Raw genomic sequence first — 26,141 nt, 5'->3', positions numbered from 1 at the left:
GTCCTTGATATCGGGAACGCGAAAAGGGGCAGGGCAGGGAAACGACGGGGCCGGCCTCAGCTGGCCCACGGCGGGCTGTAACGCACCTTCAGCGTGCGCACGGCCGGGTCGGCGCGCAGCGCCTCCATCAGTCTGGAATCGATGCGTACCGCGCTCTGGCCAGAGACGTCGAGCATGCCGGCGACGCCGCCCTGTGGACCGTTGAGCAGCAGGTCCAGGCGAAGTGGCGTGCGGCCCGGGCGATGACGGTCGAGCAGCGCGTTGATGCGCTCCCACACCGGGCGCTGCTGGCGCAGGTCCAGGCGCAGCGAAAGGCGGGTGGCGTAGTTGGCGCAGACCTCGTCGAAGTCCCAGCACTGGCGGATGCGCAGCGCGTACCCGCCGTTGAACTCGTCTTCGCGCAGGCCGCCCTTGACGACCAGGATGCGGTCCTTGGTCATCAGGTGGCCGAATTCGGCCATCGCGTCGGAGAACGCGCTGCACTCGACACGGCCGCGTCCGTCCTCCAGCTGGATGAAGATCTGGCTCTCACCCTTGCGGCGCACGCCGACCACCTGGCCGGCCAGTACCGTCTGCACTTCCGGGCGCCAGCGTTTCTCGCCGCCACCACCGCCCCCACTGTTGGCGCTCCAGATCTTCTCCACCGAGCCCAGATCGTTGCCGACCAGGTCGCGCACATCGTCGCGCCAGGGGTCGAAGGGATGGCCACTGAGGTAGAAGCCGAGCGTGTCACGCTCACCGTTCAGGCGTTGCAGCAGCGGCCATTCGTCGGTTTCGGGCAGGTCCAGCTGGATCGATACCGTGCTGGGGTCCGGGCCACCGAACAACGAGTTCTGGCCGGAGGCGCGCTCACGTGCCATCTGGTCGGTGGCCTTGATCACTTCCGGCAGCTGCAGCATCAGCGATGCACGGTTGCGACCCAGCTCGTCCAATGCACCGCAGTTGATCATCGCTTCCAGCGTGCGCCGGTTGAGCTTGGCCGAGCCGACGCGGGTGCAGAAATCAAGCAGGTCCCGGTATGGGCCGCCCTTCTGGCGTTCTTCGACCACGGCTTCGCAGGCACCCTGGCCGACGCCCTTGATCGCACCAAGGCCATACTGGATGGTGTCCGGTGTCACCGCCTCGAACATGAAGGCCGACTGGTTCACCTTCGGCGGCAGCACGGTCAGTCCCAGGTTGCGCACCTCGTCGAGGAAGCCGACCACCTTGTCGGTATTGTCCAGATCGGACGACAGCGTGGCTGCCATGAATTCGGCCGGGTAATGCCGCTTCAGCCAAGCAGTCTGGTAGCTGACCAGCGCATATGCGGCGGCGTGCGACTTGTTGAAGCCGTAGCCGGCGAACTTCTCCATCAGGTCGAAGATCTCGTCGGCCTTGGGACCGTCGACACCGCCCTTGGCCGCACCCTCGCGGAAGATCTCGCGGTGCTTGGCCATCTCGGCCGGCACCTTCTTGCCCATCGCGCGGCGCAGCAGGTCGGCGCCGCCCAGCGAGTAGCCGCCGACGATCTGCGCCATCTGCATCACCTGCTCCTGGTACACCATGATGCCGTAGGTGTCCTTCAGGATGGCTTCGGTGCGCGGATCGGGATAGATGATTTCTTCCTGGCCGTGCTTGCGCGCGTTGAAGGAAGGAATCAGGTCCATCGGGCCAGGGCGGTACAGCGACACCAGCGCGATCAGGTCTTCGAAACGATCGGGGCGCGCGTCCTTCAGCAGGCGGCGCATGCCGGAGGATTCGAACTGGAACACCGCGCCGGTGTTGCCGTTGGCGAAGATGTCCTTGTAGGTGGGCGCGTCGTCGAGCGGGATCGCGGCGATGTCCACCGGCGGAATGCCCGCGCGTTCGTGGCGCTTGTTGATCGCCTTCACCGCCCAATCGATGATGGTCAGCGTGCGCAGGCCGAGGAAGTCGAACTTCACCAGGCCGACTTCTTCCACGTCGTTCTTGTCGAACTGGGTGACCGGGTTCTTGCCGAGGCCGTTCTCGTCGTGTTCGGCGTACAGCGGGCAGAATTCGCTCAGCGGCTCGGGACCGATCACCACGCCGCCGGCGTGCTTGCCGGCGTTGCGGGTCAGGTCTTCCAGCTGCAGTGCCAGGTCGATCAGGTCGCGGACGTCGTCCTCGGACTCGTAGCGCTGGATCAGTTCGGGCGAGGCCATTTCCGAGCTGGGGCCTTCCTTGCCCTTGCCCAGCGCATCCTTCAGGTGGATGCCCAGGATGTTCGGGATCAGCTTGGAGACGCCGTCGACCAGGCCGTACGGGAAGCCCAGCACGCGGCCGGAGTCGCGCACCACTGCCTTGGCCGCCATGGTGCCGTAGGTGATGATCTGGCTGACGCGTTCGCGCCCGTACTTGCGCGCGACGTAGTCGATCACTTCGTCGCGGCGGTCCATGCAGAAGTCGATGTCGAAGTCGGGCATCGACACGCGTTCCGGGTTCAGGAAGCGCTCGAACAGCAGGTTGTATGGCAGCGGGTCCAGATCGGTGATCTTCAGCGCCCACGCCACCAGCGAACCCGCGCCGGAACCACGGCCGGGGCCGATCGGGATGCCCTGGCCCTTGCCCCACTGGATGAAGTCGGCCACGATCAGGAAGTAGCCGGGGAAGCCCATCTTGATGATGGTGTCGAGCTCGAACTCCAGGCGCTCGAAGTAATCCTCGCGGGTCTTGCCCGGCGCCAGCGGATTCTTCGCCAGGCGTTCTTCCAGGCCATCGCGCGACATCTTCTGGATCCAGGTGTCCAGGGTCTCGTCGTCGGGCACCGGATAGTTGGGCAGGAAGTAGGTGCCCAGCCGCATCTCGATGTTGCAGCGCTCGGCCAGCGCCAGCGTGTTGTCGATCGCATCGGGAATGTCGGCGAACAGCGCGCACATCTCCTCGGCCGACTTCAGGTACTGCTGGTCGCTGTATTCGCGTGGGCGCTTGGGGTCGTCCAGCACGCGGCCGGTGGAAATGCACACGCGCGCTTCGTGCGCGCTGAAATCCGACGGCGACAGGAAGCGCACGTCATTGCTGGCCACCACCGGCAGGCCGCGCTGGCCTGCGGCCATCAGCGCGAACTGGTTGAAGGTCTCCTCGCCCTCGCGGCCGGTGCGGGTCAGCTCCAGGTGCAGGCCATCGCCGAATACCCGTTGCCAGTCGGCCAGCTGCTGCTCGGCCAGTTCATGCTTGCCATCCAGCGCCAGGCGCCCGGCCAGGCTCTGCCGCCCGGCCAGTGCGAACAGGTTGGCGTTGCCGGCCTTCAGCCAGTCCGGGTGGATGGCTACGCCGCCTTCGGGGCGATGGCCTTCCATCCAGGCACGGGTCAGCAGCCGCGACAGGCTCAGGTAGCCCTCGCGATCACGGCACAGCAGGGTCATCCGCCACGGGTCCTGGCCTTCCTCGGCGATCAGCACGTCGGCACCGGCGATCGGCTTGATGCCCACCCCTTCGGCGGCCTTGTAGAACTTGACCAGGGCGAACAGGTTGTTGAGATCGGTCACTGCCAGTGCGGGCAGGCCGAGTTCCACCGAGCGCGACAGCAGGTTGGCCTGCTTGGCCTTCTTCGGGTCTGCCTGATCCGGCTTGGCCGGCACGCGGATGGTCGAGTCCGCCAGCGAGAACTCGGTGTGGACGTGGAGATGTACGAAGCGGGAGTTGGACATGCCGGACCAGGTTGGAGCGCGCGGGCCCCGGGTGCTGACGGAGGTTCGTCGCCGGGGTCGGGAAGCGCTGGAATGCCCGGTCAGGGTAGCGAGGGCGGGGGGAGGCGACAAGCTCTTGACATGCCGGGGAACGCAGGCAGGTTCAGGCGTGCGGGAGAGCGTTTCCTGTAGAGCCGAGCCGATGCTCGGCTGCTGCGGACAGCCGAGCATGGGCTCGGCTCTACGATTCCAGCCGACTCAGGCAATGGCTGCGATGGCCGCCGCCTGCGTCAGGTCCAGGCACTCCCGCACCGGGGCGAAGCTGCGCCGGTGCTCGGCACAGGGCCCATGCTCGCGCAGGGCGGCCAGGTGGGCCGGCGTGCCGTAGCCCTTGTGCTGGTCGAAGCCGTACTGTGGATGCCGGGCGTGCAGGTCCTGCATGTAGCGATCGCGCGACACCTTGGCCAGGATCGATGCCGCCATGATCGCGCGGTCGATGCCATCCCCGCCGACCAGCGCCTGTGCCGGCAGCGCCAGGCCCTTGGGGACCACGTTGCCGTCGATACGCGCGAAGCCGGCGACATGGGCCACCGCGGCGGCCACCTCGCGCATGCCCTGCAGCGTCGCCTGGTAGATGTTCAGGCGGTCGATGGTACCCACATCCACCAGCACCACGTGCCAGGCGAGTGCACGCTCGATGATGCGGTCATGCAGCTGCTCTCGTCGGCTGGCGGCGAGTTGCTTGGAATCGTCGAGGCCGTTGATGCGTGGCCTGGAGGGGTCGAACACCACCGCGGCGACGGCGACGGGTCCGGCCAGCGGGCCACGGCCGGCTTCGTCGATGCCGGCGACCAGGCGACCAGGCTCGACCACGGCCGCGCCGTCGAACAGTGCCAGGCTGGCCGCTGCGGCGCGACGGCGGTTCATCGCTGTTCCTGGCCGCACATCAGCAGTTCGCTGACGGCGTCTGCAGCGCGGGCCGAGGCATTGCGCCGCAGGCGCTCATGCAGGTGGACGTAGGTGCCCTGCAGGTCGGTCACCCGTTGCGGATGGTCGAACCACTGCAGGATGGCGGCCGCCAGCCTGTCCGGCGTGCAGTCGTGCTGCATCAGTTCCGGGGCCAGGTCCTGGCCAGCCAGGATGTTGGGCAGGGCGAAGCGGTCCACCTTGATCAGGCCCAGTGCCTTGACCAGACGGTAGGTCAGTTCGTTGACCCGGTAGCCGACCACCATCGGGCGCTTGACCAGCATGGCCTCCAGGGTCGCCGTGCCGGACGCCAGAACCACGACGTCAGCGGCGATCATCGCCGTGCGTGCCTGGCCGTCGAGCACATGCGAGTACGCCACCGGCAATGCCGAGCGGGACAGCTGTTCCTCGATCAGCCGCTTGCATGCGGGATTGGCGGCAGGCACTACCACGTGCAGGCCCGGGATGCGTTCGGAGACCTGCCAGGCGGCTTCGAAGAACGGCTCGCCGAGCCGCGAGATTTCGCCCAGGCGGCTGCCTGGCAGTACCGCCAGTACCTTGGCCGAGGCGGGCAGGCCCAATGCCGCGCGGGCTTCGTCGCGGCTGCCCTGCAGGGGAATGTCGTCGGCCATCGGATGGCCGACGAAGCGCGCGTCGATGCCATGCCTGGCATAGATCGGCGGTTCCATCGGGAACAGGCAGAGCACCAGGTCGGCGCTGCTGCCGATTTTCTCGGCGCGCTTTTCGCGCCAGGCCCAGACCGACGGGCTGACGTAATGCACGGTGCGCACGCCACGCTGTTTCAGCCAGCGCTCGATGCCCAGGTTGAAGTCGGGGGCGTCGATGCCGATGAACACGTCCGGCTGCCATTCCAGCGCACGCTGGCGGAACGCGGAGCGCAGCTTCAGCAGGCGCGGCAGGTGGCGCAACACTTCGGTCAGGCCCATCACCGCCAGCTCGCTGGCATCGTGCCAGGTCTGGCAACCGGCGCTGCGCATGGCATCGCCACCGATGCCGGCGAACTCGGCGTTCGGGAAACGCGCCTTCAGTTCGCGTACCAGGCCGGCACCGAGCAGGTCGCCGGACGCCTCACCGGCGACCAGCGCGATCCGCAGCGGGCGCTCGCTGGACACCCGCTGCGCAGGACCGCTGCCGGCGACGGAAGCCAGTGGGATCACGGCGGCGCTGCCGGGCGCCTGGCCGGTCGTGCCGCTCATCGCAGCAGTGGCCTCTCGGCGTGTTCGATGAAGTCCAGCATCGCCTTGACGTCGTCGCTGTCGCGCGCCTGCTCGGTCAGCTGCTGCTTGGCCTCGGCCAACGGCAGGCCGGCCACGTACAGGGTGCGGTAGGCGCGCTTGATCGCGGAAATGCGCTCGGCATCAAAGCCACGGCGCTTCAGGCCCTCGCTGTTGATGCCGCGTGGGCGACCCAGTGAATCGGTGCCGACCATGGTGAAGGGGGGCACGTCACCATTGGTCAGCGCGCCCATGCCGAGGAAGGCATGGGCACCGATGCGGCAGAACTGGTGTGCACCGGCGAAGCCGCTGATGATCACGTAGTCGCCCACGGTGACGTGGCCCGCCAGCGTGGTGTTGTTGGAGAACACGCAGAAGTTGCCGACGTGGCAATCGTGCGCCACGTGCGTGTAGGCCAGCATCCAGTTGTCGTTGCCGATGGTAGTGGTGCCGCCACCGCCGCCGGTGCCGCGGTTCAGGGTGACGAATTCGCGGAACACGTTGCGGTCGCCGATCACCAGTTCGGTGCGCTCACCGCCGAATTTCTTGTCCTGCGGCTCGCCACCGACCGCCGCATGGCCAATGAAACGGTTGTCGCGGCCGATCCGGGTCGGGCCATGGATGCTGCAATGGGGCCCGATCACCGTGCCGGCGCCGATTTCGACGTCGGGGCCGATCAGGGTGAAGGCGCCCACCTGCACATCATCGGCCAGGCGTGCGGCCGGATCGATGACGGCGGTCGGGTGGATCCGTGGTGCGTTGTCAGTCATTGCAGCCTCCGCTGGGTCAGCCCTTGGCGCCGGCGCACATGACCTCGGCCGAGGCAACGACTTCACCGTTGACCTTGGCTTCGCCGTAGTACCAGCCCATATTGCGGATCAGGCGCTTCATCTGCACGTCGAGCATCAGCACATCGCCGGGCACGACCTGCTTGTTGAAGCGGGCGTTTTCCACCTTGACCATGTAGAACAGCTTGGACTGCGCATCGCGGCCCAGCGTGAGCTGGGTCATCACGCCGCCGGCCTGGGCCAGTGCTTCGATGATCAGCACGCCAGGCATGATCGGGCGGCCCGGGAAGTGGCCCTGGAAGAAGGGTTCGTTGATGCTCACGTTCTTCTGGGCCAGGATGCGCTTGGCCTCGATGTCGAGTTCAAGCACCCTGTCCACGAGCAGGAACGGGTAACGGTGCGGAAGCAGTTCCTGGATCTGGCAGACGTCGATCGGAAGCTGCAGCGTGTCGTTCATTCTTTCTCCTTGCCAGCGGCCAGGACGCGGCGGGCGAGTGCGTCCAGCTGCTTGAAGCGCGCGGCGTTCTTGCGCCACGTGCGGTTGTCGGTCAACGGGGTACCGGACGAGTACTCGCCCGGCTCATGGATGGAGTTGCGGACCACCGATTTGCCGGTGATCACGACCTTGTCGCAGATCTCGAGGTGGCCGACCACGCCGACGTGACCGCCGAGCAGGCAGTAGCGGCCGATCCTGGCACTGCCGGCGATGCCGGTGCAGCCGGCGATGGCCGAGTGCGCGCCGATCTGCACGTTGTGGGCGATCTGCACTAGGTTGTCCAGGCGCACGTCCTCGTCCAGCACGGTGTCTTCCAGCGCACCACGATCGACGCAGGTGTTGGCACCGATCTCGCAGTCATCGCCGATGCGTACGCCCCCCAGCTGCGGCACCTTGATCCACTTGCCGGCGTCCATCGCCAGGCCGAAGCCATCTGCGCCGAGCACGGCACCGGGATGCACGCGCACACGCTTGCCGAGCTTGACCCGGGTAACCAGGGTGACCCGCGCGATCAGCTCGCAGCCGTTGCCAAGGCTGCAGTCTTCGCCGATCACGCTGCCAGCACCGATGACGCAGTTCTCGCCGACCACGCTGCGTGCGCCGATCGAGACGAACGGGCCGATGTGGGCGCTGGCTGCAACCTGGGCACTGGGATCGATGACGGCGCTGGGGTGAACGCCGGGCGGGCGCGCCGGCGCGATATCGAACAGCGCAGCGATCTTGGCGAACGTGGTGTAGGGATCCTTGGCCACGAGCGCGGTGCCGGGGGCGGCCTCGGCATCGTCGGCGCGCAGCACGACCAGCGATGCCTGGCTGTCGGCCAGCTGGGCGCGGTAGCGCGGGTTGGCGAGGAAGGTCAGCTGGCCAGGACCGGCATGGGCGAGGGTGGCCACGCCGTGGATGGCGGTGGCGGGGTCGCCATGGACCTGCAGGCCGAACTGCTCGGCGAGTTGCTGGGCGGTGTAGGTGGGAGTATTCACGGCGGGAGTTTAACGTGTGACGCCACTGCGGTCATGCGGGGGGCATATGCAGCCAACGGCAGGGCCCCTCGCGGCCGGCAGAGCCAGTGTCATGGGCTGGGTCGGACGGGCGGGACTGCGGGGGGCGGCGCAAGTACGTCCATGTAGCCTTGGTCGCCGCTTGCTCGCATGCGCTGTCCTGCTCACGCGGCGAGACCTGGGTTGGGCGTCCTGCCCAACCCGCCCGAGGCATGCCTCGGGCCCATGCGGCTCACACCCCCGCAGCCCCACCCCGTCCGACCTGCGACGGCCTGGCGCGAGTGCCAGCCACGGAAAAACAGAAAAGATCAAAAGCAGAGCGGGCGCTTCCGGCATCCAGGCCAAACGAAAACGCCGGGCAATGCCCGGCGCTTCGCACCCCGTCTGGTGGAGAGCCCCCCCTTTGTTAAGGGGGCGCGCCCCTGGGAATCGCAGGAGCGATTCCCAACGTTGCTAAGCAACGGCCCGAAGGGCGCATGCCATGGATGGCATGCGTAACGGCGCGGGGGATATGCGCATGCGGTTCTGATGAACCGCAGGGCGGTTCGTCAGAACTGCCCACCGAACGTGAATTGCAGGCGCTCGATCTTGTCGCCGTCTTCCTTCTTCAGCGGGAAGGCATAGCTGATCGAGATCGGGCCGACCGGGGCGCGCCACAGCAGGGCGACACCGGTCGACACGCGCAGCTCGTTGGCCTTGAAGTTGTCCACGCCGGTGTAGACGTTGCCGAAGTCGACGAAGGCCGAGACACGCGCCGACGGGCTGTCGAACAGGCGTGGGAAGTAGGCTTCGACCGAACCGACGGTCTTCAGCGAGCCACCCAGCGGCTGGCCATCCGGATAGCCGTCCGTGGCCTCGCGCGGGCCCAGGGTGTTGTCCTCGAAGCCGCGCACCGAGTTGGTACCACCGGCATAGAAGTTCTCGTAGAACGGCAGTCCGCTGGCAGTGACCGAGCGCAGGTTGCCATCCTTGTCCGGCACCATCGCGGTCTTGTCCTTGCCGTAGCTGTCACCGTAGCCGATTTCGGCACGGGTGTTGATCACCAGCGACGGCATGATCGGCCAGTACTTGCTGATCTGGTAGTTCAGCTTGTAGTACTCGATGGTCGAGCCCGGCAGCGTGGTTTCCAGACCGACGCGCTGGTAGGTGCCGCGGGTCGGCATGAAGTAGTCGTTGCGCGAGTCGCGTGCCCAGCCCAGCTCGGTGCGCCAGGCATGGAAGGTCTTGCTGCCGAGCACGTTGATGTAGTCGATGATCGACTGTGGGGTTGAGCCCTGGTAGGTGGTGATCTGGTTGCTGTCGATGCCGAACATCAGCGAGACGGTATCGGTCTCGGTCAGCGGCACGCCGAACACCACCTGCGCGGCACCGTTGGTGCTGTTGTACTGCGCGGTATTGAAGTCGGAGTAGTCCAGTTCGCGCCAGGACAGGTTGTAGCCCAGCGACACGCCGTCATCGGTGAAGTACGGGTTGGTGTAGCTGAAGCCGTAACGCTGCAGGTAGCTGCTGCGCGAGGCTTCGACCGACACGCGGTTGCCGCCGCCGAGGAAGTTGTTCTGCGACAGCTGTACCGAGGTGGTCATGCCATAGGACTGCGAATAGCCCAGGCCGAACACGAAGCTGCCGGAGGTGGTCTCCTTGACGTTGTAGACAACGTCGACCTGGTCGTTGCTGCCGCTGACGGCCGGGGTTTCCACTTCCACCGACTCGAAGTAGCCCAGGCGCTGCAGGCGGATCTTGGAACGGTCGATCGCGGCCTGCGAATACCAGGTGTTCTCGAACTGGCGCATTTCGCGACGCATCACTTCGTCGGAGGTGCGGGTATTGCCGCGGAACAGGATGCGTCGCACCGACACACGCGGGCCGGGCACGACCTGCATGTTGATGGCCACCGTCTGCTCGGCGCGGTTGGTGGTCGGAATCGGGTTCACCCTGGCGAACGCGTAGCCGATGTTGGACAGCGAGTTGGTGATGGTGTCCGAGCTGAATTCCAGCAGCGCACGCGAGAACGTATCGCCGGGCTTCTGGACCACCATGCGCTCGACGTCTTCCTGCGGGAGGATGGTGTCGCCACTGACCTTGATCTCGGAGATCTTGTACTGCGCACCTTCGGTCACGCCGGCGGTGAGGAACATGTCGCGCTTGTCGGGGCTGATCGATACCTGGGTCGAATCGATGCTGAAGTCGACATAGCCGCGGTCCAGGTACCAGGAGTTGAGCTTCTCCAGGTCGCCGGACAGTTTTTCCTTGGAGTACTGGTCATCACGGCGGTACCACGACGCCCAGTTGTGCTCCTTGGATTCCCAGGTCTTCAGGATGTCCTCGCTCTCGAACTTCTCGGTGCCGACCAGGTTGACGTGGCGGATCTTGGCCGCCTTGCCTTCCTTGATGGCGATCGCGATGTCCACGCGGTTGCGGTCCAGCGGACTCACCGTCGGGGTGATCTCGACGTTGTACTTGCCGCGGTCGTTGTACTGGCGACGCAGTTCCTGGGTCACGCGGTCCAGGCTCAGCCGGTCGAAGGTGCCGCCCTCGGACAGGCCGATGTCGGACAGGCCCTTGAGCAGCTGCTCGGACTTGATGTCCTTGTTGCCGGTCACGGTCAGCTTGTTGATCGCCGGGCGTTCCTTGACCGTCACCACCAGGATGCTGCCCTGGCGGTCCAGCTGCACGTCTTCAAAGAAGCCGGTCTTGTACAGGGCGCGGATCGTTTCGCCGACCTTGCTGTCAGTGATCGTCTCGCCACGCTCCACCGGCAGGTAGGTGAACACCGTGCCCGAGCTGATGCGCTGCAGGCCATCGACGCGGATGTCGCTGACAGTGAAGGGCTCGGCTGCCTGGGCCAGGGCGGGGGCGCCGGTGACGGCGGCGAGGGCGAGGGCCAGCAGGCGGCGATTGGGGAGTCGCGTCATGTCACGTCCGGTAGGAAGGTCGATTTCATTGGTGCGGGATGCCGACGCTGTAGACGGCAACAACGTGGAAAAGTTCATCGCGGGACCAGGCCGAGGATGTCGTTGTAGAACGCCAACCCCATCAGCCCGGCCAGCAACGCCAGGCCGATGTACTGGCCGGCGGCGATGGCGCGCTCGCTCAGCGGGCTGCCCTTGACCAACTCGATAAGGTAATACAGCAGGTGCCCGCCGTCCAAGATCGGAATCGGCAGCAGGTTGATGATGCACAGGCTGAGCGAGAGCAGGGCAAGGAACTGCAGGAACCAGTCCAGGCCGCGCTTGGCCGAGACGTTGGCTACGCGGGCGATGGTGACCGGTCCCGAAACGTTCTGCAGCGAAGCCTTGCCGGTGATGATGCGGCCCATCATGCCCAGCGAATCGGCGGCCAGGCGCCCGGTTTCGCGCACGGCCGCGGTCACCGCATCCAGTGGCCCGTAGCGCAGCAGGGTGTCATAGGGAGGGCTGAACGTGGTCGGGAACTCCACGCCGATCTGCCAGGCCGGCTGACCCTGGGGGTCCTTGCCCTGGCGCGGGGTGACTTCCAGCGCAAGGCGCTCGCCGCCGCGCAGCACCTCGATCATGCCGGGGCGGCCGGTGCGACCGAGTGCCTGGATCCCGCCGACGACCTGTTCGGCGCTGTCGATGGGCTGGCCGTCGATCGCCACGATCAGGTCGCCCGGTTGCAGTTGCCCGGCCACCACCGAGTCCCGGGTCAGTGATTTCACCAACGCCGGCTGCAGCCATGATTTCCAGTGCAGGCCGGCCAGGATCGGCACGCGCCGCTCATCGAATCCAGCGGGCAGCCGCGACATCGGCAGCACGCGCAGCCGGACCTGGTCGTCGGCCGAGATGACCTCGAGCGTCACGTCGCGCCGGTCCATCGCCGCGGCGGTCAGTGCCATGCTGGCCTCGCCGAGGGTGGCCACCGGGCGCTCGTCCACGCGCAGCACGCGGTCACCGCTGGCCAGGCCGGCACTGGCGGCGATGCCGGTGACCCGGCCGAGGGTCGGCGAGTAATCCTGCTTGCCGATGACGAACATCGCCCACAGCAGCAGGATGCACAGCAGCAGGTTGGCGAGCGGGCCGGCGGCGACAATGGCGATGCGCTGCCAGACCGTCTTGTGGTTGAAGGCCTGGCCACGTTCGTGCGGGTGCACCTCGACCTCACGCTCGTCGAGGAACCTGACGTAGCCACCCAGCGGGATGGCGGCGATGGCGAACTCGGTGCCGTGCCTGTCGCGGCGTGACCACAGCGGCCGGCCGAAGCCGACGGAGAAACGCAGCACCTTGACCCCGCACAGGCGGCCGACCCAGTAATGCCCGAATTCGTGGAAGGTAACCAGCAGCCCGAGGCTGACGATCATCCACCAGACCGAACCGATGAAATCAGTCATGCAGGCTCACAGTGGTGGGCGAGGGCGGCGTCATGCTGGGCGGGATGTGGTCGTTCAGGCGGCGTCGATGGCGTTCAGGGTCAGCTGGCGGGCCCGCTGGTCGGCGGACAACAGGACCTCCAGTGTATCGGCTGGCTGGGCCGGCAGTGTTGAAAGTGCGTTAGCAACCAGCCCGGGAATCGTCAGGAAACCGATCCGGCCCTGAAGAAATGCTGAAACCGCCTCTTCATTGGCAGCGTTGAGCACCGCCGGGGCGGTGCCACCGGCCTGCATGGCCTGCCAGGCCAGGGCCAGGCACGGGAAGGCGTCGGTGTCCGGCGCCTCGAAATCCAGCCGGCCCTGCGCCAGCAGGTCCAGCCCTGCCACGCCCGATTCGATGCGTTGTGGCCAACCCAGGCCGACGGCCAGGGTCGTGCGCATGTCCGGCAGGCCCAACTGCGCCAGGGTCGAACCGTCGACGAATTCGACCAGCGAATGGACCAGGCTCTGCGGGTGCACCAGCACCTCGATCCGCTCGCCAGGCACGGCGAACAAATGATGGGCCTCGATCACCTCCAGGCCCTTGTTCATCAATGTCGCCGAGTCCACGGAGATCTTCGGGCCCATCGACCATTTCGGGTGCGCCACGGCCTGCGCCGGGGTCACCTGCGCCAGCTCGGCGCGGCTGCGGCCGCGGAACGGGCCGCCGGATGCGGTCAGCAGGATGCGGCGGACGCCGGCGCCGTCGATGCTGGCGTCGCGCGAACGCAGGCACTGGAAGATGGCGCTGTGCTCGCTGTCGATCGGAATGATCTCGGCACCGGCACGTTCGGCGGTGCGGGTCAGTAGCTCACCGGCCAGCACCAGCGATTCCTTGTTGGCCAGCAGGATGCGCTTGCCGGCTCCCGCCGCGGCCAGGGTCGACGACAGCCCCGCGGCACCGACGATGGCCGCGACCACCGTGTCGCACGCATCACTGGCGGCCAACTGGTCCAGGGCAGCAGCGCCGGCGTGGGCCTCGGTGGCGAGGCCAGCGTCGCGCAGGCCGTCACGCAGGTCGGCATACAGCGATTCATCGGCGATCACGGCGTGGGCCGGCCGATGCTGGCGGCACAGGGCCAGCAGCGCCTGCACCTGGCGTCCAGCGGCCAGCACGCTGGCCCTGTAGCGCTGCGGATGGCGGGCGATCACGTCCAGCGTGGAGGTGCCGATCGAGCCGGTGGCGCCGAATATGGCGACCCGGCGCAGGTCTGCGGCAGTATTCATGATCAGAACCCGAAGATTTCCTTGCCGAGCGCAAACACCGGCACGGCGGCCAGGACACCATCGACACGGTCGAGAATGCCCCCGTGGCCGGGGATCAGGTTGCCGGAGTCCTTGGCGCCGGCGTGGCGCTTGATCAGACTCTCGAACAGGTCACCCAGCACCGAAGCGAAGACGGCGATCACCGAAGTGGCCAGCAGGCCGGGCAGGTGGGCGGTATCGATGCCGGCCATCCAGCCCAGGCCGGCGGCAACGGCAACGCCGGCCAGCAGGCCACCGAACAGGCCTTCCCAGGTCTTGTTCGGGCTGATCCGCGGGGCCAGCTTGTGCCTGCCGAAATGGCGGCCGGCAAAGTACGCGCCCGAGTCCGCGGCCCAGACCAGCGCCAGCGCTGCCAGCAACCACAGATGACCCTGCTGGCCCGGCGGATCGCCACCGGCATGGATCAGCACCAGCGCGGCCCACGCCGGGACGATGGCGAGGGTGCCGGCCAGCATTTTCATGATCCGCGAGGGGGCCGTGGGCTCTGCGCCGAAATTGAAGAAGCGCAGCCAGGCCAGTGCCGCCAGCCACCAGCCGACACCGACCAGCGTGGTGATCTGGAACAGCACCAGGGTGCTGCCATCAGCCCATACCAGCAGCACCATCAGCAGCAGGTTCAGCACCAGCAGGACGGTACGCGCCAGGGTGTCTTCGATGCCGGCCAGCTTCAGCCATTCCCACAGGCCGATCAGCAGTACCGCGGCGGCCGCGGCGGCCAGCCATTGGGTCGGCAGCAGCAGGATCGCGGCAATGGCGACCGGCGCCATGATCAGCGCGGCGAGGACTCGGGTCTTGGTCATGGGCTGGAGGTCTCGGTGGCCAGTGCGGCGATCTGGGCGCTGGTCAGGCCGAAACGACGCTCGCGGCCCGCGTAGGCATCCAGCGCCAGTTGCAGCAGATCGGCATCGAAGTCGGGCCACAGGGCCTCGGTGAACCACAGCTCGGTGTACGCGAGCTGCCACAGCAGGAAATTGCTGATGCGGGTGTCGCCGCCGGTGCGGATGAACAGATCCGGTGGCGGCAGGTCAGCCAGGGCGACCTGGCTGCCCAGCAGCGATTCGTCGATCTGCTCGGGCAGCAGGCGACCGGCCGCCACTTCGGCGGCCAATGCGCGCGTGGCACGGGTAATGTCCTGGCGGCCGCCGTAGCTGGCGGCGATCGACAGGGTCAACGTGGTGTTGTCGGCAGTGCGCTGCTCGGCCAGCTGCATGCGGCTGACCAGCCCTGCGCCGAAGCGCTCGCGTTCACCGATGAAGCGTACGCGCACGCCCCGGCGGTGCAGTTCGTCCACTTCGCGGTCGAGTGCGCCGAGGAACAGCTTCATCAACGCATCGACTTCCTCCTGCGGCCGGCCCCAGTTCTCGCTGGAAAAGGCGAACAGGGTCAGCGCGGGAATGCCCAGTTCAAGGCAGCGCTCGATGGTGCGGTTGACCGCGCGCGCGCCGGCACGATGGCCGATGACGCGCGGGCGGCGGCGCTGCTGTGCCCAGCGGCCATTGCCATCCATGATGATGGCAATGTGGCGAGGCAGGGCGGCCGGCAACGGAGGCGGGGCTGAAGGCATCGACTTCAGACCGACAGCAGTTCTTTTTCCTTCTCGGCGACGACCTTGTCGACGTCCTTGATGTTGGCGTCGGTCAGCTTCTGGATGTCGTCTTCGCCGCGCTTCTTCTCGTCTTCGCTGATGGCCTTGTCCTTGACCAGCTTGGCGATTTCCTTGTTCGCATCCTGGCGGATGTTGCGGATCGCGATCTTGGCGCCTTCGCCTTCCTTCTGCACCTGCTTGACCAGCTCTTTGCGGCGCTCCTCGGTCGGCGGCGGCATGTTGATGCGGATCGCGGTGCCCAGGGTGTTGGGGGTGAACTCCGCGTTGTAGAGCCCCTTTTCGATCTCCTTGATCATGCCCTTGTCGAACGGGGTGACCAGCAGCGAGTGGGCGTCGGCGTTGGAGATCGACGCCACCTGGTTCAGCGGGGTGCTGGGGTTGCCGTAGGCGCTGACGGTGACGCGGTCCAGCAGGGCCGGGGTCGCGCGCCCGGTCCGGATCGAGGTGAGGGTGTGCTTAAGAGCGTCGATGCTCTTGGCCATGCGCGTCTGCGCGTTGTTCTTGATGTCGTTGAGCATCGCCCGGTCCTGGGTGTAACTGGAATCGGGCGATTATAGGCGAATATGGGAAGCTGCCGGGCCCCGATCGGCCCGGTTCCGCCCGGTGCCGGCCTCAGGCCGGGTCGCGGCCCTGGACCAGGGTGCCGATATTCTCGCCGTTGAGGATCTTCAGCAGCTCGCCGGGCTGGCCCATGTCGAACACGCGCATCGGCAGGTCGCTGTCGCGGGCCAGCGCGAAGGCGGCGGTATCCATGACTTCCAGGCCACGGCGGATGACTTCGTCGTAGCTCAGGCTGTCGAAGCGCACGGCGTCGCTGTGCTTGTTCGGATCCTTGTCATACACGCCATCGACCTTGGTCGCCTTCAGCAGCAGGTCGGCGCCGATCTCGATCGCACGCAGCGCGGCGCCGGAATCAGTGGTGAAGAACGGGCTGCCGACACCGGCAGCGAAGATCACCAGGCGGCCCTTTTCCAGGTGCCGGATCGCGCGGCGGCGGATGTAGTCCTCGCACACGTCGTTGATCTTGATCGCACTCATCACGCGGGCCTTGGCACCGAGCTTCTCGAGCGCGTCCTGCATGGCCAGCGCGTTGATCACGGTGGCCAGCATGCCCATCTGGTCGCCGGTGACCCGGTCCATGCCGCCGGCAGCGAGCCCGGCGCCCCGGAAGATGTTGCCGCCGCCGATCACCAGGGCCACTTCAGCGCCTGCCTGCTGGGCTTCGATGACTTCGCGGGCCAGGCGGTTGATCACCTTCGGGTCGATGCCGTAGTCCTCGTCTCCCATCAGCGCCTCCCCGGACAGTTTCAGCAGGATGCGGCGATAGGCGAGCTTGGACATGGGGACCTCGGGTGCGTGGAAATCGCGGGCGATTCTACGCGCATGCGGCGTCGGGCCAAAGTGTTTTGTGCACTGCGGCGCAGAATCGGCCGGCGGCCCGGCCATCGGGATTGCCGTTCAGCCCAGTTCGGCGCCGGCCGTGGCCGACAGCTCGTCCTGGCCGAGGGCCCCGGGCGAGCGGGCGATGACCCGGTTCCGGCCCAGGTTCTTGGAGCGGTAAAGCACGTCATCGGCCGCCCGCAGCAGGTCCTGCACGTCGGCGAAGCGCTCATATCCGCCCTGGGTGGCCACCCCGGCGGAGAACGTGACGAACAGTGGCCCGTCTTCCAGCTCGGCCATCGGCGTGGCAACGATGTTGGCCAGTACCCGGCGGATTACATCCAGCGCCACCGATTCACTGGTATTGGGCAGCAGCGCGACGAATTCCTCGCCACCGAAGCGGGCCACGGTGTCGCTGTTGCGCAGTTGGCCCTGCAGCTTGCCGGCGAAGGCGCGCAGCACTTCATCACCGGTCAGGTGGCCGTGGGCATCATTGATCTTCTTGAAGTCATCCAGGTCGATGAAGGCGACCGACAGCGGCCAGCCGTGGCGGGCGGCGCGCAGGAACTCCTGCTCCAGTACGGCTTCCAGCTGGCGGCGGTTGAGCACGCCGGTCAGTGCATCACGATGGGCCTGGTCGGCCAGGCGCTTGGCCCGGGCCTCGAACTCGTCGGCGCGACGGCGCGCCTGGTCGGCGTCCTGCAGCTCGCGCAGGTTGCGCAGGGTGGCCAGCTCCTGGGCGTGGTCGATCAGTTCACGCACCCGGGACGGCGAACTGAGGCCGGCCTCGAACAGGCTGGCGATGTCCGGCAGTGCTTCGCTGATGCGGGCCAGGACCTGGTCGAAGCGGGCGCTGTCCAGATCCAGGCGGTTGTGCACCTGCTGCAGGGCGCGCTCACGCGCGGCATCGGCATCATCGTCCAGCCAGATGTCGGCCACGGCACCGGACAACTGCACGCAGGCCTGGAACGGGGATTCCGCGGTGCCCTCGTCCTCGCTGTGGCTGATGCTTTCCACCAGGTAGCGTGGCAGGCCCCACTGTTCGGCCACCCAGGCACCGACGTCGGCGTGGCTGCAGCCCAGCACGTTGCGCTCGCGGGCGACGAGGTCGGTATTGTCGCGTGCCTCGCGCAGCAGCGGCAGGTAGCGCTCCGCTTCGGCCTGGGCCAGGCACAGCACGCCCAGGTCCTGCAGCAGGCCGGCCAGCATCAGTTCTTCAAGTCGGCGCAGGCCCCGGGCCTGGCCCAGCTGGCTGGCAGCCAGGGCACTGAGGATGCTGCGTTTCCAGGCCCGCTGGCGCAGGTCGTGGTCGGCGCCGCCGGTCAGGCCCTGGGTGACGGTGAAGCCGAGGGCCAGGCTGATCGTCGCATTCAGGCCCAGCATGGTCAGCGCCTGGCCAAGGTTCTCGATGCGGCGGCGGCTGGCGTACAGCGGTGAATTGGCGATGCGCAGCATGCGAGCGCTCAGCGCCATATCGATGGCGATGATGTCGGCGGCGGTGGTGATGTCCGCTTCCGGATCCTGGGCCAGTTCGATGATGCGCAGGGCAATACCGGGTGGCGAGGGCAGGTTGCGGCAGAGCGCCAGGGCAGCTGTCAGCTCGGGAGGCATGTCGGGTCGTTCAATTCCATTGGGACAAGAATACCTAGGAATGCATCACAGTCCGCGATTTTCGTTCCTGCTATGTGACCACTCATTCCGTGGGGCGAGTATCGGCTTGATTCGCGCGCAACGCAAAGGTGCCGGTTGTGCGCACCAACGGTGCGCACCCACCGATGGGCCATGGGTTAATCCCTGGGCCCATGCATAAAAAAAGAGCCGCGGTTTCCCGCGGCTCTTTCTGGTCGCTTCACGGCCAGCAGGCCGCAATCAGACCTGCATCGCCTTGGCAACTTCGGCGGCGTAGTCTTCCACCACCTTCTCGATGCCTTCGCCGACGATCAGCAGCTTGAAGCCGGCCACGTCCGCGCCAGCGGCCTTGACCACCTGCTCGACCGTGGTGTCGCCCAGCACGTAGGTCTGGCCGTACAGGGTCACGTCGCTGACGATCTTGTTGATCTTGCCGCTGATGATCTTTTCCAGGATCTCGGCCGGCTTCGCCTTGTCCTTTTCGGACATCTTGGCCAGTTCGATTTCCTTTTCCTTCTCGACGAACTCGGCCGGGACGTCCGCAGCCTTGTTGTGCGGCGGCTTAAGCGCAGCCACGTGCATGGCCAGGCCACGGGCCAGCTCGGTGTCACCGCCGATCAGGTCGACCAGCACGCCGACCTTGCCGTTGGTGTGGACATAGGCACCGATGTTGCCGGTGGTGTCGACCTTGACCATGCGACGGATCTGGATGTTCTCGCCCAGGGTCTGCACGGCAGTGGCGCGGGCTTCCTCGACGGTGCGGCCGTCGGCCAGCGTGGCGGCCTTCAGGGCTTCGACGTCGTTGGCGCCCGAAGCCAGCGCGGCAGCGGCGACGGCGTTGACGAAGGACTTGAAGTTGTCATCGTTGGCGACGAAGTCGGTTTCCGAGTTGACTTCGACCAGCACGGCCTTGCCGCCATCCTGGGCCAGGCCCAGGCGGCCTTCGGCGGCCACGCGGTCAGCCTTCTTGTCGGCCTTGGCAGCGCCGGACTTGCGCATGGCTTCGGCCGCGGCGTCGATGTCGCCGTTGGCTTCGGTAAGCGCCTTCTTGCATTCCATCATGCCGGCGCCGGTGCGCTCGCGCAGTTCCTTGACCAGGGAAGCAGTGATTTCCACGGGATTACCTCACGAAAGAAAGGGGTTGGGCCGGCATCGTGGCCGGCCCGTGTGACACGGTCCTGTCACGCGCCAGGGGCTGCGTGCAGGGAGGGTGGACGCCGGGCGTCCACCCCGGGGCCTGGATCAGGCCTGGGCGTCGTCGCCCTTCTTGGCAGCCTTCTTGGCCGGAGCGCGGCGGGCCGGCTTCTCTTCGCCTTCGGCAGCGGCTTCAGCGAACTCTTCCTCACGCACCGAAGCGGCGTGCGGGGCAGCGGCCTTGCCTTCCAGCACGGCGTCGGCAGCGGCGCGGGCGTACAGCTGCACAGCGCGGATGGCGTCGTCGTTGCCCGGGATGGCGTAATCAACCAGTTCCGGGTTGTAGTTGGTGTCGACCACGGCGATGACCGGGATGCCCAGCTTCTTGGCTTCCTTGATCGCGATGTCTTCGTGGCCGATGTCGATCACGAAGATGGCGTCCGGCAGGCGGTTCATGTCCTTGATGCCGCCCAGCGAGGCTTCCAGCTTGTCGCGCTCGCGACGCAGGCCCAGCACTTCGTGCTTGACCAGCTTCTCGAAGGTGCCGTCGGTTTCACCGGCTTCCAGTTCCTTCAGGCGGGCAACCGACTGCTTGACGGTACGGAAGTTGGTCAGGGTGCCGCCCAGCCAGCGCTGGTTCATGAACGGCATGCCGCAACGCTCGGCTTCTTCCTTGATGGTTTCGCGGGCGCTGCGCTTGGTGCCCAGGAACAGGACGGTGCCGCGCTTCTGGGCCACCGACGAGATGAAGTTCATCGCGTCGTTGAACAGCGGGACGGTCTTTTCCAGGTTGATGATGTGGATCTTGCCGCGGGCGCCGAAGATGTACGGAGCCATCTTCGGGTTCCAGTAGCGGGTCTGGTGGCCGAAGTGGACGCCGGCTTCCAGCATCTGACGCATGGTGACCTGGGGCATTGCAATACTCCTGATATGGAACCGGCGATTCCGCCCGCGGGTTTGGGTATGCGGGCGCGTGGAAGCGCGATCGGTTCCGGGGTTGGGCTTCCCAGCTGCCTCCGTGGCCGAACTCCTCGCGGAGCACCCCGGCACGGATGGGGGCAGCAGGTGTGGATTCACCGGTGACGTCCGGTGTGGACGGCCTCCCGCGCACGCAGGCGGCAGGAATCCGGTCGATTATAGCCCGCTCGGCGAGCGCGCTGCAATTGCCGGGCGGCCTGGCAACTGCACTGCGGTGCAGTCGCAGCCGGCCCTGCGACGCGCCGGGCGTTCCTCCGGCAGCGACCCTGCCTCCAACACCAGTTGGGCGGCGTTCGTTCAGATTGTGGCCGGATCGGCGATAATGGGTGCCATGAGCGTGAATCTGAAAACCCCGCAGGAAATCGAGATGATGCGCATTGCCGGCCGCCTGGCCAGCGAAGTGCTCGACATCGTTGCCCCCCACGTCAAGCCCGGCGTCACCACCGAGGAACTGGACCGCATCTGCCACGATCACATCGTGAACGTGCAGGGCGCCATTCCGGCCAACGTCGGTTACCGCGGCTTCCCGAAGACCGTGTGCACCTCGGTCAACAACGTGATCTGCCACGGCATCCCCAGCGAAGGGAAGGTGCTCAAGGATGGCGACATCATCAATATTGATGTCACTGTCATCAAGGATGGCTGGCACGGCGACACCAGCCGCATGTACTTCGTCGGCACCCCGTCGGTGATGGCCCGCCGCCTGGTGGAAACCACCTACGAAGCCATGTGGCGCGGCATCCGCGCGGTGAAGCCGGGCGCCACCCTGGGCGACATCGGCCATGCCATCCAGAGCTATGCCGAAGGCGAGCGTTTCAGTGTGGTGCGCGAGTACTGCGGCCACGGCATCGGCAAGGTCTACCACGACGAGCCGCAGGTGGTGCATTACGGCCGCCCGGGTCAGGGCCTGGTGCTGCAGCCGGGCATGACCTTCACCATCGAGCCGATGATCAACGAGGGCACCCGCTACAACAAGGTGCTGCCGGATGGCTGGACCGTGGTGACCAAGGACCGCAAGCTGTCGGCGCAGTGGGAGCACATGGTCGCGGTCACCGAGACCGGCGTTGACGTGCTGACCCTGTCGCCGGGCGAATCGCAGGTTTCCTGAGGATGTTGCCGGCGAGTTCGCTGCTGGACACGCCGGCCGCGTCGCTCAACGACCCGGACTGGGCGGCCGCTGCGCGCCAGGCGCAGCAGCAGGCCGACGCGCGCCTGTACCGCCGCTTCGACCAGGGCGACAACATCGAGCGCCTGCTGGCGTTGCGCGCGCGCGCGGCAGACCACCTCATCCGCCTGGCCTGGCAGCGCTGCCTGCCGGCCGACAGCGGCCTGTCACTGTTCGCGGTGGGAGGCTACGGCCGGGGCGAGCTGTTCCCGCACTCGGACATCGATCTGCTGGTGTTCGGCGAGCTGCCGGCGCAGCGGGGCCATGAGGCGGCGCTGGCGCGGTTGTTCGCATTGCTGTGGGATTGCGGCATGGCGATCAGCCACGCGGTGCGGTCGGCCGCGCAGTGCCGCGAGGCCGCTGCCGACCAGACCGTGCTGACCGCGCTGATCGAGGCGCGCCCGATCCTGGCCGACGACGCCGCGCGTCGCGCGCTGCGCGAGGCCATCGACGACCGCGAACTGTGGCCGGCAAGGGCGTTCTTCCTGGCCAAGCTGGAGGAACTGCGCAATCGCCACCAGCGCTTCGGTGATACTGCCGACAACCTGGAGCCGGACCTGAAGGATGGGCCCGGTGGCCTGCGTGACCTCAATACGCTGGGCTGGATGGCGCTGCGTGCGTTCGGCGTGCGTGACCTGGAAGCGCTGGTCGGGCTGGGCCATCTGGGTGCCGATGAAGCCGCTGCATTGAAGCGCGAGCGTGCCGTCCTGGCGCGCTTGCGCTTCGGCCTGCACCTGGTGGCGCGCCGTCCGGAAGAACGCCTGCGGTTCGACTACCAGAAGTCCCTGGCGGCACGCCTGGGCTTCGAGGACGATGCCGAGAATCTCGGCGTCGAAAAGATGATGCAGGGCTTCTATCGTGCCGCTTCCGTGGTGCGCCGGATCAGCGACCGCCTGCTGCAGCGCTTCGAGGAGCAGTTCGATGGCGAGGCCCAGCCGGAGCCGCTGACCGTGGGTTTTTCCCTGCGGCGCGGCTACCTGGCCGCGAACCAGGCCGAGTGGCCATGCGCTGACATCGGCCAGGTATTTTCCCTGTTTGCCAGCTGGGCCAACAACCCGCAGGTGCGCGGCCTGCATTCGCTGACCGCACGTGCGCTGGCCGAGTCGCTGCCGTTGCTGCCGGCCTATGACCAGGCCGATGGCGATGCGCGCGAGCAGTTCCTTGCGCTGCTGCGGGGCCAGCGCCCGGTCGATACGCTCTCGCGCATGGCGCGGCTGGGCGTTCTGGGCCAGTGGATTCCCGCCTTCGCGCAGGTCAGCGGCCGCATGCAGTTCGACCTGTTCCACGTCTACACCGTCGACCAGCACACGCTGATGGTCCTGCGCAACATCGGCCAGTTCGCCAGCAGCCGTGCCGATGAACGTTTCTCGATCGCGCATGAAGTGTGGCCCCGCCTGCGCAAGCCGGAGCTGCTGCTGCTGGCCGGCCTGTTCCATGACATCGCCAAGGGCCGGGGCGGCGACCATTCCGAACTGGGCGCGGTGGACGCGCGCGCATTCTGCCAGGCACATGCGCTGAGCGCGTCCGATACCGAACTGGTCGCGTGGCTGGTTGAACAGCACCTGCGCATGTCGGTGACCGCGCAGAAGCAGGACATCGCCGATCCGGAGGTGATCCATCGTTTCGCCACCCTGGTCGGGAGCCGCGACCGCCTGGATTACCTGTACCTGCTGACCTGTGCCGATATCGCCGGCACCAGCCCGAAGCTGTGGAACGCCTGGAAGGACCGCCTGTTGGCCGACCTGTACTTCGCCACCCGGCGCGCGCTGCGCGAAGGGCTGGAGCATCCGGTGCCGGTTGCCGAGCGGGTGGCCGAGGCGCGCGACAGCGTGCGCGCGCTGGTGCGCGAGCAGGGCTACGACGACGCCACCATCGACCGCCAGTTCGCAGTGATGCCGGACGAGGGCTTCATGCGGCTGCGCCCGGAGCAGCTGGCGTGGCAGGCCGCTGCGCTGGTACCGGTGAAACAGGGCCACACGCTTGTGAAGGTGCGCCGGATCAGCGTCGATGACCCGGCACTGGAAGTATTCGTGCACTCGCCCGACCGCGACGGATTGTTTGCCGCGATCGTGATGACGCTGGACCGCAAGGGCTACGGCATCCATCGCGCCCGCGTGCTCGATGGTCCGGCCGGCACGATTTTCGATACGTTTGAAGTGAGCCCGGCCGACAGCTTTGCCGATGGCAGCAGCGCCCACCTGGAAGCAGCGCTGCGCGAGGCATTGGGCGGTGACCTGGGCCGCCTGCGGCCCTCACGCCGGGCGGTGCCACGGCAGTTGCGCCACTTCCGCTTCGCCCCGCGCATCGAGTTCCGCGACGAGCCCGGTGCGACCCGATTCGCCCTGGTCGCCCCCGACCGCCCCGGCCTGCTGGCCGACGTCGCGTTCGTGCTGCGCAACCAGGGCCTGCGCGTGCATGATGCGCGCATTGCCACCTTTGGCGAACGCGCCGAAGACACCTTCGTGATCAGTGACGAACACGACCTCCCCCTTACTGAAACTGCCCGGCAGCAGCTGCATGACGCGATGCTGGCCTGCCTGGATCCTGATCGAAACGCCGGAGACCCCACCTGATGGCCACCAAGCCCGCCAAGAAGACCGCCGCGACCGCCAAGAGTACGGCGGCCCGGAAAACCGCTGCCACCCCGGCCGCGAAGAAGACCGCTGCGCCGAAGAAGGCCGCTGCAGTGAAGGCCCCGGCGAAAAAGGTGGCGGCGAAGAAGGCACCGGCCCGGAGCGTCGAAGCCGCACGTGCCGAAACCATCGCCCGCAAGTCGCTGCGCAAGCCGGCGGCGCCCGGCGTGGAAGAGTTGAAGTTCGGCATCGAGAGCGCGTTCGAACGCCGCGCCACGCTGACCCTGCACGAACTGGAAGGCTCGACCCGGCCGCTGGTCAACCGCGTGATCGATGGCCTGGAGAGCGGTGAGTTCCGCGTCGCCGAGCCGGACGGGCAGGGTGGCTGGAAGGTCAACGAGTGGTTGAAGAAGGCGGTGCTGCTGTACTTCCGCGTGAACGACATGGCGGTGGTCGACGCACGTCCGGCACCGTTCTGGGACAAGGTCGAATCGCGCTTCGCCGGCTACGACGAAGCGAAGTTCCGCCGGAGCGGCGTGCGCGTGGTGCCGGGCGCGATTGCCCGCCGCGGCTCGTACTTCGGCAAGGACGTGGTGTTGATGCCGAGCTTCACCAACATCGGAGCCTACGTCGGCGAAGGCACCATGGTCGACACCTGGGCCACGGTGGGTTCGTGCGCGCAGATCGGCAAGCACTGCCATCTGTCCGGCGGTGCCGGCATCGGCGGCGTGCTGGAACCGCTGCAGGCCAGCCCGACCATCATCGAGGACCACTGTTTCATCGGTGCGCGCTCGGAAGTGGTCGAAGGCGTGGTGGTCGGCCACCACAGCGTGATCGGCATGGGCGTGTTCCTCAGCCAGAGCACCCGCATCTACAACCGTGCCACCGGCGAGATCAGCTACGGCTACATCCCGCCGTACAGCGTGGTGGTGTCCGGCTCGCTGCCGAGCAAGGACGGTACCCATTCGCTGTACTGCGCGGTGATCGTCAAGCAGGTTGATGCCAAGACCCGCAGCAAGACCAGCGTCAACGACCTGCTGCGCGGCCTGGCCGACTGAAGATGACTGCGCCGGAGGATCTGGCGACGTCCGCGATCTACCGGCATCCGTCCGGCACCCTGTTCGGGCGGATGCTGCCGCGCCTGCTGCACGCCCCGCGCTGGACCCGGTTGCGCCGCGCGCTGTCGCGGCGCTGGCCGATGCCGGTGCTGGCCAGCGATGTGCGCGACGTGGTGTACGTGAGCTGGTGGGTCGACGTAGGGCACGCGCCAACGCCTCCGCCGGGCCACCATTACGTGGTGCATGCCGGACGCACGCCTTACACCATCCTCAGCTACCGGCACGGCCATTTCGGGCCAGCGCTGGCCGGGCCACTGCGGTCGCTGATGCCGTCGCCCAGGCAGAGCAACTGGCGCTGGTACCTGCGCCGTGACGATGATCCGGACGGGACGCCGGTGGTGCTGTTCGATCGCAACGTGATGGACCAGCTGGCCTTCGTCGCCGGCGCGCGCGCCTTCAGCGATGCCATGCAGCCACATCTGTCCACGCGCTTCGCGCATGTGGTGTGCGCCGATGGCGGTGGGCACACCGTGGTCGAAGGCGGGCAGGGCAGTGCGCCTGCGCTGCACCTGCAGTGGCAGGCTGCTGCAGGCTGGGAGGATGCAGCGTGGGGGGCGGCCTTCGGCGGCCACCAGGCCCTGCTGCGCTTCCTGACCTGCCAGCACCAGGCCATCGCCCGAACCTGTGACCGGCACTGGGCCAGCACCCGCATCGCGCTGCTGGTGGAAATCGCCCACCTGCAACCGTTGCGGCTGGACGGCGAGCCGCAGTGCCCGAGGCTGCAGGCAATGGGCGTGGCGTTGCACGAGGGGCTGGCCTTCCGGTTGCCCCAGGTCCCGTTCCGGGTCGTGTCCGAGCGCCTGTTGTGAGATTCTGGCCG

The 26,141-nt window shown here is 67.0% G+C and carries 19 protein-coding genes and 1 pseudogene; 4 read left to right on the top strand and 16 right to left on the bottom strand.

Annotation, left to right across the window (positions count from 1 at the left end):
* Nucleotides 1-56 precede the first annotated feature (56 nt).
* The 16 genes and pseudogenes from dnaE to rpsB form a co-directional block, all read right to left on the bottom strand.
* Nucleotides 57-3,647: a DNA polymerase III subunit alpha gene (dnaE, locus tag A9K58_RS02825; RefSeq protein WP_065197892.1), complete on the bottom strand. Its 3,591-nt coding sequence runs from the start codon at nt 3,645-3,647 to the stop codon at nt 57-59.
* Between the two features lie 237 nt (nt 3,648-3,884).
* Complete coding sequence (locus A9K58_RS02820) at nt 3,885-4,553, bottom strand: ribonuclease HII (RefSeq protein ID WP_065197891.1); 669 nt, start codon at nt 4,551-4,553, stop codon at nt 3,885-3,887.
* Nucleotides 4,550-5,713, bottom strand: a pseudogene (gene lpxB / locus A9K58_RS02815) (lipid-A-disaccharide synthase); the annotation flags it as partial. The pseudogene lpxB and the gene A9K58_RS02820, both read right to left, overlap by 4 nt.
* 92 nt (nt 5,714-5,805) lie before the next feature.
* Entirely contained in the window at nt 5,806-6,597 is a 792-nt protein-coding gene (gene lpxA, locus A9K58_RS02810) for an acyl-ACP--UDP-N-acetylglucosamine O-acyltransferase (RefSeq protein ID WP_065197889.1), read from the bottom strand.
* 16 nt (nt 6,598-6,613) lie between these two features.
* Complete coding sequence (gene fabZ / locus A9K58_RS02805; protein ID WP_012479607.1) at nt 6,614-7,072, bottom strand: 3-hydroxyacyl-ACP dehydratase FabZ; 459 nt, start codon at nt 7,070-7,072, stop codon at nt 6,614-6,616.
* Nucleotides 7,069-8,091, bottom strand: coding sequence for a UDP-3-O-(3-hydroxymyristoyl)glucosamine N-acyltransferase (gene lpxD / locus A9K58_RS02800; protein WP_065197888.1), 1,023 nt, complete (start codon nt 8,089-8,091; stop codon nt 7,069-7,071). The genes fabZ and lpxD overlap by 4 nt, the downstream gene beginning before the upstream one ends.
* Nucleotides 8,092-8,657: 566 nt before the next feature.
* On the bottom strand, nt 8,658-11,021 hold the full coding sequence (gene bamA / locus A9K58_RS02795) for an outer membrane protein assembly factor BamA (protein WP_065197887.1): 2,364 nt from the start codon (nt 11,019-11,021) through the stop codon (nt 8,658-8,660).
* Between the two features lie 74 nt (nt 11,022-11,095).
* Nucleotides 11,096-12,454: an RIP metalloprotease RseP gene (rseP, locus tag A9K58_RS02790; protein WP_065197886.1), complete on the bottom strand. Its 1,359-nt coding sequence runs from the start codon at nt 12,452-12,454 to the stop codon at nt 11,096-11,098.
* Nucleotides 12,455-12,508: 54 nt separating this feature from the next.
* The gene (locus A9K58_RS02785; RefSeq protein WP_065197885.1) at nt 12,509-13,699 is read right to left on the bottom strand and encodes a 1-deoxy-D-xylulose-5-phosphate reductoisomerase; all 1,191 of its coding nucleotides are present in this window, start codon (nt 13,697-13,699) and stop codon (nt 12,509-12,511) included.
* Nucleotides 13,700-13,701: 2 nt separating this feature from the next.
* Nucleotides 13,702-14,538, bottom strand: a complete 837-nt coding sequence (locus A9K58_RS02780; RefSeq protein WP_065197884.1) for a phosphatidate cytidylyltransferase — start codon at nt 14,536-14,538, stop codon at nt 13,702-13,704.
* Complete coding sequence (gene uppS, locus A9K58_RS02775) at nt 14,535-15,302, bottom strand: polyprenyl diphosphate synthase (RefSeq protein WP_065197883.1); 768 nt, start codon at nt 15,300-15,302, stop codon at nt 14,535-14,537. The genes A9K58_RS02780 and uppS overlap by 4 nt, the downstream gene beginning before the upstream one ends.
* 5 nt (nt 15,303-15,307) lie before the next feature.
* Nucleotides 15,308-15,862 (bottom strand): ribosome recycling factor, encoded by a 555-nt coding sequence (gene frr / locus A9K58_RS02770; protein WP_065197882.1) that lies wholly within the window; start codon nt 15,860-15,862, stop codon nt 15,308-15,310.
* A gap of 94 nt (nt 15,863-15,956) precedes the next feature.
* Nucleotides 15,957-16,685 carry a UMP kinase gene (pyrH, locus tag A9K58_RS02765; RefSeq protein ID WP_065197881.1) on the bottom strand — a complete coding sequence of 243 codons (729 nt, stop codon included), beginning with the start codon at nt 16,683-16,685 and terminating at the stop codon, nt 15,957-15,959.
* Nucleotides 16,686-16,802: 117 nt separating this feature from the next.
* Nucleotides 16,803-18,335 carry a sensor domain-containing diguanylate cyclase gene (locus tag A9K58_RS02760; RefSeq protein ID WP_065197880.1) on the bottom strand — a complete coding sequence of 511 codons (1,533 nt, stop codon included), beginning with the start codon at nt 18,333-18,335 and terminating at the stop codon, nt 16,803-16,805.
* A gap of 258 nt (nt 18,336-18,593) precedes the next feature.
* On the bottom strand, nt 18,594-19,469 hold the full coding sequence (tsf, locus tag A9K58_RS02755) for a translation elongation factor Ts (protein WP_065197879.1): 876 nt from the start codon (nt 19,467-19,469) through the stop codon (nt 18,594-18,596).
* 126 nt (nt 19,470-19,595) lie between these two features.
* A complete protein-coding gene (rpsB, locus tag A9K58_RS02750) occupies nt 19,596-20,402 on the bottom strand; it encodes a 30S ribosomal protein S2 (protein ID WP_005408748.1) in 807 nt (268 codons plus the stop codon).
* A 394-nt stretch (nt 20,403-20,796) separates the two neighbouring features.
* Between rpsB and map the strand changes: the two genes are divergently transcribed.
* The 4 genes from map to A9K58_RS02730 are packed head-to-tail and all read left to right on the top strand — an operon-like array spanning nt 20,797 to nt 26,130.
* A complete protein-coding gene (gene map, locus A9K58_RS02745) occupies nt 20,797-21,573 on the top strand; it encodes a type I methionyl aminopeptidase (RefSeq protein WP_065198133.1) in 777 nt (258 codons plus the stop codon).
* A gap of 20 nt (nt 21,574-21,593) precedes the next feature.
* Nucleotides 21,594-24,203 (top strand): [protein-PII] uridylyltransferase, encoded by a 2,610-nt coding sequence (locus tag A9K58_RS02740; RefSeq protein ID WP_475282631.1) that lies wholly within the window; start codon nt 21,594-21,596, stop codon nt 24,201-24,203.
* Entirely contained in the window at nt 24,203-25,261 is a 1,059-nt protein-coding gene (gene dapD / locus A9K58_RS02735; protein WP_065197877.1) for a 2,3,4,5-tetrahydropyridine-2,6-dicarboxylate N-succinyltransferase, read from the top strand. The genes A9K58_RS02740 and dapD overlap by 1 nt, the downstream gene beginning before the upstream one ends.
* A 2-nt stretch (nt 25,262-25,263) precedes the next feature.
* Nucleotides 25,264-26,130: a hypothetical protein gene (locus tag A9K58_RS02730; protein ID WP_065197876.1), complete on the top strand. Its 867-nt coding sequence runs from the start codon at nt 25,264-25,266 to the stop codon at nt 26,128-26,130.
* Nucleotides 26,131-26,141: the final 11 nt, after the last annotated feature.

Origin of the sequence: Stenotrophomonas maltophilia (genome assembly GCF_001676385.1) — a bacterium.
GTDB classification, from domain to species: domain Bacteria; phylum Pseudomonadota; class Gammaproteobacteria; order Xanthomonadales; family Xanthomonadaceae; genus Stenotrophomonas; species Stenotrophomonas maltophilia_J.
The sequence above is the reverse complement of the archived record's forward strand: the minus strand, read 5'-3'. Positions and strand labels throughout refer to the sequence as shown.

What these genes read in the sequence shown, in the direction of transcription:
- dnaE (WP_065197892.1), bottom strand. Translation starts at nt 3,647, where the DNA reads ATGTCCAACTCCCGCTTCGTACATCTCCACGTCCACACCGAGTTCTCG.
- A9K58_RS02820 (WP_065197891.1), bottom strand. Translation starts at nt 4,553, where the DNA reads ATGAACCGCCGTCGCGCCGCAGCGGCCAGCCTGGCACTGTTCGACGGC.
- lpxA (WP_065197889.1), bottom strand. Translation starts at nt 6,597, where the DNA reads ATGACTGACAACGCACCACGGATCCACCCGACCGCCGTCATCGATCCG.
- fabZ (WP_012479607.1), bottom strand. Translation starts at nt 7,072, where the DNA reads ATGAACGACACGCTGCAGCTTCCGATCGACGTCTGCCAGATCCAGGAA.
- bamA (WP_065197887.1), bottom strand. Translation starts at nt 11,021, where the DNA reads ATGACGCGACTCCCCAATCGCCGCCTGCTGGCCCTCGCCCTCGCCGCC.
- rseP (WP_065197886.1), bottom strand. Translation starts at nt 12,454, where the DNA reads ATGACTGATTTCATCGGTTCGGTCTGGTGGATGATCGTCAGCCTCGGG.
- A9K58_RS02785 (WP_065197885.1), bottom strand. Translation starts at nt 13,699, where the DNA reads ATGAATACTGCCGCAGACCTGCGCCGGGTCGCCATATTCGGCGCCACC.
- A9K58_RS02780 (WP_065197884.1), bottom strand. Translation starts at nt 14,538, where the DNA reads ATGACCAAGACCCGAGTCCTCGCCGCGCTGATCATGGCGCCGGTCGCC.
- uppS (WP_065197883.1), bottom strand. Translation starts at nt 15,302, where the DNA reads ATGCCTTCAGCCCCGCCTCCGTTGCCGGCCGCCCTGCCTCGCCACATT.
- frr (WP_065197882.1), bottom strand. Translation starts at nt 15,862, where the DNA reads ATGCTCAACGACATCAAGAACAACGCGCAGACGCGCATGGCCAAGAGC.
- pyrH (WP_065197881.1), bottom strand. Translation starts at nt 16,685, where the DNA reads ATGTCCAAGCTCGCCTATCGCCGCATCCTGCTGAAACTGTCCGGGGAG.
- A9K58_RS02760 (WP_065197880.1), bottom strand. Translation starts at nt 18,335, where the DNA reads ATGCCTCCCGAGCTGACAGCTGCCCTGGCGCTCTGCCGCAACCTGCCC.
- rpsB (WP_005408748.1), bottom strand. Translation starts at nt 20,402, where the DNA reads ATGCCCCAGGTCACCATGCGTCAGATGCTGGAAGCCGGCGTCCACTTC.
- map (WP_065198133.1), top strand. Translation starts at nt 20,797, where the DNA reads ATGAGCGTGAATCTGAAAACCCCGCAGGAAATCGAGATGATGCGCATT.
- dapD (WP_065197877.1), top strand. Translation starts at nt 24,203, where the DNA reads ATGGCCACCAAGCCCGCCAAGAAGACCGCCGCGACCGCCAAGAGTACG.
- A9K58_RS02730 (WP_065197876.1), top strand. Translation starts at nt 25,264, where the DNA reads ATGACTGCGCCGGAGGATCTGGCGACGTCCGCGATCTACCGGCATCCG.